At 69.4% G+C, this 6412-nt stretch carries 5 protein-coding genes; 3 read left to right on the plus strand and 2 right to left on the minus strand.

Annotated features, from left to right (window positions below):
• Positions 1-2246, minus strand: a 2246-nt coding sequence (locus tag HUV06_RS13890; RefSeq protein WP_174301848.1) for a TonB-dependent receptor, incomplete at its 3' end; no start/stop codon positions are given.
• A 213-nt stretch (positions 2247-2459) separates the two neighbouring features.
• On the opposite strand from HUV06_RS13890, the gene HUV06_RS13895 reads away from it, so the two are divergent.
• Together HUV06_RS13895 and HUV06_RS13900 are read left to right on the plus strand one after the other, a co-directional pair.
• Positions 2460-3221 carry a class I SAM-dependent methyltransferase gene (locus HUV06_RS13895; RefSeq protein ID WP_174301849.1) on the plus strand — a complete coding sequence of 254 codons (762 nt, stop codon included), beginning with the start codon at positions 2460-2462 and terminating at the stop codon, positions 3219-3221.
• Between the two features lie 252 nt (positions 3222-3473).
• On the plus strand, positions 3474-4049 hold the full coding sequence (locus HUV06_RS13900) for a fasciclin domain-containing protein (RefSeq protein WP_174301850.1): 576 nt from the start codon (positions 3474-3476) through the stop codon (positions 4047-4049).
• 30 nt (positions 4050-4079) lie between these two features.
• On the opposite strand, the gene HUV06_RS13905 is transcribed toward HUV06_RS13900, so the two are convergent.
• Positions 4080-4484: an acyl dehydratase gene (locus HUV06_RS13905; protein ID WP_174301851.1), complete on the minus strand. Its 405-nt coding sequence runs from the start codon at positions 4482-4484 to the stop codon at positions 4080-4082.
• Positions 4485-4577: 93 nt separating this feature from the next.
• Here HUV06_RS13905 and HUV06_RS13910 point away from each other — a divergent pair.
• The coding region (locus HUV06_RS13910) for a protein-disulfide reductase DsbD domain-containing protein (RefSeq protein WP_174301852.1) at positions 4578-6412 on the plus strand (1835 nt) is incomplete at its 3' end.

A 6412-nucleotide genomic window follows, 5' to 3' on the forward strand; every position in this document is an offset into this window, starting at 1 on the left:
CCAGCCTTCCCACCGGCCGCGCCGGCGTTGGCCGTCCCGGCCGCGACGTCGCGGTTGCGGCGGAGTCTGCGGAAGTCGCGGGGCGGCGGCTGGGGGCCGAGCGGCTGCGAGTAGTTGAAGCCCCAGCGCAGCTCCTGCCGGTCCTGGCTTGCGAAGTTCACAGCCCGGTCGTCCTCCTCCGTCAGCGTCCCGTCGGAGTCGCGGATGAAGCGGCCGGGGAAGGCCGCCTCGATCTGCGCGTCCACGGCCGGGAAGGTGGCGATGGGGTTGGAGATGTGGCTGACGATGTAGTTGGCGGTGAGGATCAGCTCCTTGTGAGGGATCGGCTTCCAGGTCAGGCCCACCTTGGTCACTTGGCGGTGGTCGGCCACCAGGTCCGGATTGCCCCCGGCCACCTGGGTCACGTCCACCGTCTGGCCGGTGACGTAGTCGAACAGGCGCGTGCCCGGCGTCTGCACCATGGGGCCGGCCAGCTGCTGGATCGTGGGCGCCGCCTGGTCCTGGGTGCGCGAGACGATCAGGTTCACCCCGTCGATGGGCGTCCAGTTGATCCCGTAGCCCAGGGTCTTGAGCAGTCCGAAGTCCGACAGCTCGTCGATCGCTCCGTTCACGTTCACCGACAGCTCACCGATGAAGCCGAACACGTGGTGCTCGCGGCTGGTGAGCGGCAAATCGAGGTTGGCCTGGGCGTTGACGTCGTTCCGCGACAGGCTCGCTGCCTGGAACAGTCCGGCCTGTGTGGAGGTGGAGGTCTGCAGGCTCTCGGTGTCGCCGAGCTTCAGGCTGGCGTAGAACTGGCCCGCCGGCAGCTTGAACAAGGGCCCGTTGGCCAGGATCTGGATGTTGCCGGAGTCCGAGCGCGAGTGGGCGGTGTCCTGCGGCAGCGCCGGGACGAGGTTGGCCGGCAGGGCGCCGAACGGGTTGAAGCTTGCCGAGCCCCCGTTCAGCAGCGCCTGCAGCCGGGTGGCGTCCGCGCCGGCGTCGGTGGTCGTGGTGGTGTCGGCGTGGTCATAGGCGTCGGTGAGCGATAGCCGCCAATCGCCGGTGTCCTTGTTCAGCGTCGTGCCCAGGTGCGCGGTCCAGCCGTCCACGCTCTGGCGCAGCGGGCCGAGGTTGGAGGCGTAGCGGTCCACGTCCACGGGCTCTGCAAAGGGCGAGTAGGGGTTCCCGTTCGGGACGAGCAGGGTCAACCCCGGCAGCCCTTGAAGCGAGTTGCCGGTGGTTGCGCCCAGCGTCGCATTGCCGGTGGCGCGCAGGCCCCAGAAGATCGGCCGGCTGATCACCGCGTTGGCGGTCACCTGCTGGGTGGCCGACAGCAGGGTGCGGTCGCCGCTGACGTCGGTCGAGTTGGGGGCAGCCGCGTTGGCGGCGAAGTCGGCGATCGTCGGCGCGCGCCCGTTCAGGCCTGCGGGCACGCCGGCCTCCGTCACCGGATGGCCGACGGCTGAGCTGAGCGCCGGGTCGATCTCTCCCCCCGAGGTCGGCGAGACCACGTTGCCGGCGAGGTCGAAAGGCTGGCCGGTGGCGATGGAGGTCAGGTCCCGGTCGGCCTCGGTGAGGTTGGACTGGCCCTGGTACTTCAGGTCCAGGTTCAGCCGGCTGTCGCCGCGTAAGCGCAGCAGGTCGGCCTCCGCCTGGCCCGTCGCCTGGCCGCCCTCGGTCGGACCGCCCCCCTGCAGCTCGCCGGTGACGGCGTTGAAGCGCCGCCGCAGCACGATGTTCACCACCCGCTGGTCGGCGGTGTAGCCGTATTTCAGCGATACCTCTTCGGGAAGTATATCAACCCGCAGGATGGCTTCGGTGGGAATGTTCTGTATCTCGCTGAAGCTGGAGATGCGCCGCCCGTTCAGCAGCACCACCGGCGTCTCGCCACCGCGGCCCCGGTCGCTGCGCGTCTCGGGCGACAGCTCCTGCAGTAGCTCGGTGACCGTGCTGACCCCGAAGGATCGGATGTCGGAGGGGCTTAGCTGCAGCTCCGGCTTGATGTCGCCCACTACCGCCCCCGGCTGGGGCGGCGGCTTGCGGCGGGCGGTGACGGTCACGGTGGAGGCGGTGGTCGCCGGCTCGTCGGCGTCCGGAGCTGTCGCGGGCGCGGCGGGCTGACCTGTCTGCGCGCTTGCCGGCTGGAGGACGGCTGCAGCGAGCAGAACCGCCGCGAGGACCGCGTCCAGACGGCCCGACGTTCCACGCGCCAGGGCGCCGCGCCGTCCTGCAATCCCCCCCGTCCCCATCGTCCGTCCCGCCAAGCCGTGCTCCAACCGCCCAGCCGCACACCGATTGCAGTCGGATGTGTCGGCCAGATGTCGACCAAAGCGGGACGGAGGGCGACGCTTGACTCTGCCGTCTCAGGGATCATCCGATCGACTGCAGAAGTGCGGCGGGCGACGTCGACCCTGCGCCTGACGCCCATGAGCTCAGGTCTTGCTCGGCTGCAGCCTGGCAAAGTCGAGGGAGCGGGTATGCCCAAGGATGACGCCGCTCGCGTCTTCCCCGTAGCGCCGGGACGTTGTACGCGTCCAGGTATGCACCCGCTTGGCTTGCTCCTGCATGAGACGTCTCCGTATGAGGCCTGGGACAGCGATCAGTATCCGGCCGATCTGCAAGGATGGGGTTCTGATCACCCGGTCCTGCGCAACGCCATTGAAGCTATAAGACCGAAGATCATCGTCGAGGTCGGCACATGGAAGGGAGCATCGGCCATACACATGGCGGCGCTGACCAAGGCGCTGGGCTTGGATACGGTGATAATCTGCGTTGATACTTGGTTGGGATCGCCCGAACACTACCTTGGTCGAGGAGAGGGCTGGCGAGAGTCGCTGCTCCTGCGCCACGGCTACCCGCATCTGTATTTCACCTTCCTGAGCAACGTGATCCGCCATGACCACGTTGACTGCATCGTGCCGCTGCCGAGCACATCAGAGAATGCGGCGTACATTTTGAAAGAAAAGGGGATTAAGCCTGATCTTGTATACATAGATGCGGCGCATGAAGAAGAGCCAGCCTATCGTGACATAAAGGCCTACTGGGAACTCTTGTCGCCGGATGGTGTCCTGATCGGTGACGACTACCTGAGTTGGGAAGGCGTGACGAGAGCCGCGCAACGTTTCGCGGTTGAGGTACAGAGGCCGATCGTCGGCACCTGGGGTAAGTTCGCAATCTCGCGAGGCGAGGTGGGTGAGCCGAGCATCACCTTCGCGACTAGGTCAGGCCAGGCGAGCTAGACGTCGAAGCAGAGTTCACGGGCTCCTTTGTGCGATGCCTCAAACCAGACATCCGGGCTTCCATGGCGATCCCTGACCACTTGGGCCGGCTGATCGGCAGATGTTCAGGACCCAATCAATTCATCGAGAGAAAAATCAGCTGAGTCGAGAGCCGCGGGCCGCGCTCGGATTCCGGCACATCTAATTGTCGTCATGCTTCGTATCTATGCCGATCGCCCGCAACGCGGCGGTCCAAGCAAGGAATGCAGCCCGATGCCGAACTCGATCACCTCCAAGCTCGCTCTCGCGGGACTTCTGACCCTTTCGATGCTGGCCGCCGGCGGCGCCTCCGCCCAGATGGCCATGACCGACCCGATGGTGGGTGGGGCGGCCATGTATCCGACCAAGACCATCGTCCAGAACGCCGTCAACTCGCCGGACCACACCACCCTGGTGGCCGCCGTCAAGGCCGCGGGCCTGGTGGACACCCTGTCCGGCCCGGGTCCCTTCACCGTGTTCGCGCCCACCAACGAGGCCTTCGACAAGCTGCCGCCCGGCACGGTCGACACGCTGGTGAAGCCCGAGAACAAGGCGATGCTGACCAAGATCCTGACCTACCATGTGGTCTCCGGCGCCTATACGGCCAAGCAGCTGATGAAGATGGTCAAGGCCGGCGGCGGCACGACCAGCCTGTCCACCGTGCAGGGCGAGCCCCTGACGATCACCCAGATGGGCCATCACCTGATGGTCACTGACGCAAAGGGCGACGTGGCGCACGTGACCATCGGCGACGTGATCCAATCCAACGGCGTGATCCACGTGGTCGACACCGTGCTGATGCCGAACTGAGCCCCGGCTGGGCTCAGCCTTGCGTGAGGCTCAGCCTCGGTCGCGGCAGGCGAAGATGGAGCGGGTCAGGCAGGAGAAGACCAGCCGGCCCGCTTCGTCCAGCAGGTCGTGCTGGGCGATGACGATGCCCTTGTCCGGCCCCACCGGGTCCTTGGCCAGCACGGTCATCCGCCCGCGCAGCAGTTCGCCCTCCGGCGGGTTGCGCATCCAGCGCAGCGCATCGACGCCCAGCCGCTTGGTCTGGGGCCAGCCGGCGCTGGCCTCGGTGTCCAGCCGCGCCCAGGCGGCGTAGGTGAAGGCGTCCGGCGCGCCGTCCGCCTTGGCCCAGCCGGGCGCCAGTGTGTCGCAGAAGCACTGCAGCGAGCGGGGGTCCACGGCCATGACGCCGAGCGAGGCCACCTGGCCGACCTGGATGTCGTCGAAATGTGCGGGCACGCGACCTCTCGTTTCCTTGGGTCCATACTGGCCATCGCCGCAGGCCCTTGTCGAGGGCTTGCGGCGGCGCGCGCGAGGCGCGACTTAGAGCGCATGCACGACGCCGCCGTCCTCCGCCGCTCCGGCCGCCTGCGCCTTCGTCCGCACGGGCTGGCGATGCTGGCCCTCGCCTGCGCGGCTGTGGGTGGCGCTTTGTCCATGGCCCGGGCCAACGTCGTCCAGACGGGGCACGTGAAGGCGGAGCTGGCGTCCCAGACCACCGCGGCGACGCCGGGCCGCCCCCTCTACGTGGCCCTGCACCAGACCATCGCGCCGGGCTGGCACACCTACTGGCGCAATCCCGGCGACGCCGGTCAGCCCACCACGCTGGACTGGACCCTGCCGCAGGGCTGGAGCGCGGGACCTATCATCTGGGGGGCGCCGGAGCGTTTCCTGGCCGGCCCGATCATGAACTATGTCTACACCGGCGCGGTGGACCTGCCGGTGCGGATCAGCGTCCCCGCCTTCGCCCGCCCGGGCCAGACCGTCAGCCTCAAGGCCGCCGCCAACTGGCTGGTGTGCAAGGACGTCTGCATCCCGGAGTCCGCCAAGCTCAGCCTCGACCTGCCGGTGGCCGCAGGCCCGGCGCCGATCAACCCCAACGGCGGCGACTCCATCGCCCGCGCCGTGGCGGACGCTCCGAAGCCGGGCGGCCTCTCCGCCCGCTTCCAGGCCGACGCCGGCACGGTGAAGCTGTTCGTCGCCGGCGCGGCGCTGAAGGAGCTGGACACCGCCCACGCCTACTTCTTCCCCTACGACGCCATGGCGCTGGAGCAGGCCTCGCCCCAGCGCGTGGCGCGCGGCGCGAGTGGCCTGACCCTGGTCCTGCCCGCCGGCTATGGCTTCAGCCACGGCAAGCCGCCCGCCAAGCTTGAGGGCGTGCTGTCGCTCGGCGGCAAGGCCTTCGAGGTGTCGGCCTCTCCCGGGACGCCGCCACCGGGCGCTGCCGGTCTGGCCGCCCCGGTGGAGAGCACCCCACCGCCCGAGACTGCGGCTCCCCTGGGCGAGACCCCGCCCTCTTCAGCGGCGCCGCCTCCCGCCAGCCGGGACGGCCTGGGCCTGGCCGCGGCGCTCGGCCTGGCCTTTGTGGGCGGGCTGGTGCTCAACCTCATGCCCTGCGTCTTTCCCGTCCTGTCGATCAAGGCGGCCGCGCTCGCCCGCCATCTGGAGTCCCCCGCCCGTGCGCGCGGGGAGGGGATCGCCTTCCTGCTCGGCGTCGTAGGCAGCTTCGTCGCCCTGGCGGCCATGCTGATCCTCGCCCGGGCCGCAGGGCAGGCGGTGGGCTGGGGCTTCCAGCTGCAATCGCCGGGTGTGGTGGCGGTGCTCGCCCTGATCATGCTGGCGGCCGGCCTGAACCTGTCCGGCGTGTTTGAGGCGGGGCTGTCGCTGCAAGGGGTCGGCGCGGAGACCGCCGCCCGCCACCAGGGCTGGATCGGCTCCGCGCTTACCGGCGTGCTGGCGGTGGTGGTGGCCGCGCCCTGCACCGCGCCCTTCATGGCGCCGGCCATCGGCTGGGCCCTGGTGCAGCCGGCGGGCGTGGCGCTGGCGGTGTTCGTGGCGTTGGGGCTGGGGCTGGCCGCGCCCTTCACCGCGATCTCGTTCACGCCGGGCCTGTTCGGCCGCCTGCCCAGGCCCGGCGCCTGGATGGATGGCCTGCGCAAGGTGCTGGCCTTCCCGATGTACGGCGCGGCGGCCTGGCTGGCCTGGGTCTATGCCGAGCAGGCCGGGATCGAGGGCCTGCCGCGGCTGTTCGCGGCCGCTCTGGCGGCGGCGTTCGCGGCCTTCTGCTGGGGTGTGGCCCAGCGCGCCAGAAGGCCGCTCACTCCGCGCGTGGTCTCGGTGGCGTCGATAGCGGCGGCCATCGCGGTCGTGGCCGGAGCCGCGGCGGC

The sequence above is a fragment of the Caulobacter sp. S45 genome (assembly GCF_903642205.1).
In the GTDB taxonomy this organism is placed as follows: Bacteria; Pseudomonadota; Alphaproteobacteria; order Caulobacterales; family Caulobacteraceae; genus CAHJWH01.

Bases quoted from the DNA above. Each gene is read 5' to 3' on its own strand.
- HUV06_RS13895 (WP_174301849.1), top strand. From the start codon at position 2,460: ATGCCCAAGGATGACGCCGCTCGCGTCTTCCCCGTAGCGCCGGGACGT.
- HUV06_RS13900 (WP_174301850.1), top strand. From the start codon at position 3,474: ATGCCGAACTCGATCACCTCCAAGCTCGCTCTCGCGGGACTTCTGACC.